The 631-nt window shown below is 45.8% G+C and carries 2 pseudogenes; both read left to right on the top strand.

Annotation, left to right across the window (positions count from 1 at the left end):
* Positions 1-235 (top strand): annotated as a pseudogene (locus tag ACTHUM_RS17380) (ferredoxin--NADP reductase); the annotation flags it as partial.
* Positions 236-312: 77 nt separating this feature from the next.
* Positions 313-631: pseudogene (locus ACTHUM_RS17375) on the top strand (adenosine deaminase); the annotation flags it as partial.

Raw genomic sequence — 631 nt, 5'->3', positions numbered from 1 at the left:
CACTACGCGTGAGGAAAAAGAAGGCGCATTGAGCGGCAAACGGATTCCCGAAGTGCTGAAGAATGGAGGCTTGGAAGAAAAAATCGGCTTCAAGTTCACCAAGGCCGATACGCGTTTTATGGTTTGCGGCAATCCGGCAATGGTCAAAGACACTTTCCAAGCCCTGATGGATTTGGGCTACGCCATGCACCGCAACCGTATCCCCGGAGAAATCATGATGGAAAATGGTTTTTAACAGATAAATGGTCAAAGGCCGTCTGAAAGTTTCAGACGGCCTTCAATATTAAATATAGACCGAAAATCAGAGAAAATATGAATATCAAACAAATTATCCAAGCCCTGCCCAAAGCCGAGCTGCACGTCCATATCGAAGGGACGTTCGAGCCGGAATTAATGTTTGAAATCGCTAAGCGCAACCATATAGCGATTCCTTATGAAAATGTCGATGCGGTACGGCAGGCTTATGATTTTCACAATTTACAGTCGTTTTTGGATATTTATTATGCCAGTGCCGGCGTATTGTTGCACGAGGCGGATTTTTACGATTTGACCCGCGCGTATCTTGAGCGTTGCCGTGAAGACAATGTCGTGCATACGGAAATATTTTTCGATCCGCAAACCCATACTGCGC

It is taken from the genome of Neisseria sp. P0021.S006 (assembly GCF_051956895.1).
The sequence above is the reverse complement of the archived record's forward strand: the minus strand, read 5'-3'. Positions and strand labels throughout refer to the sequence as shown.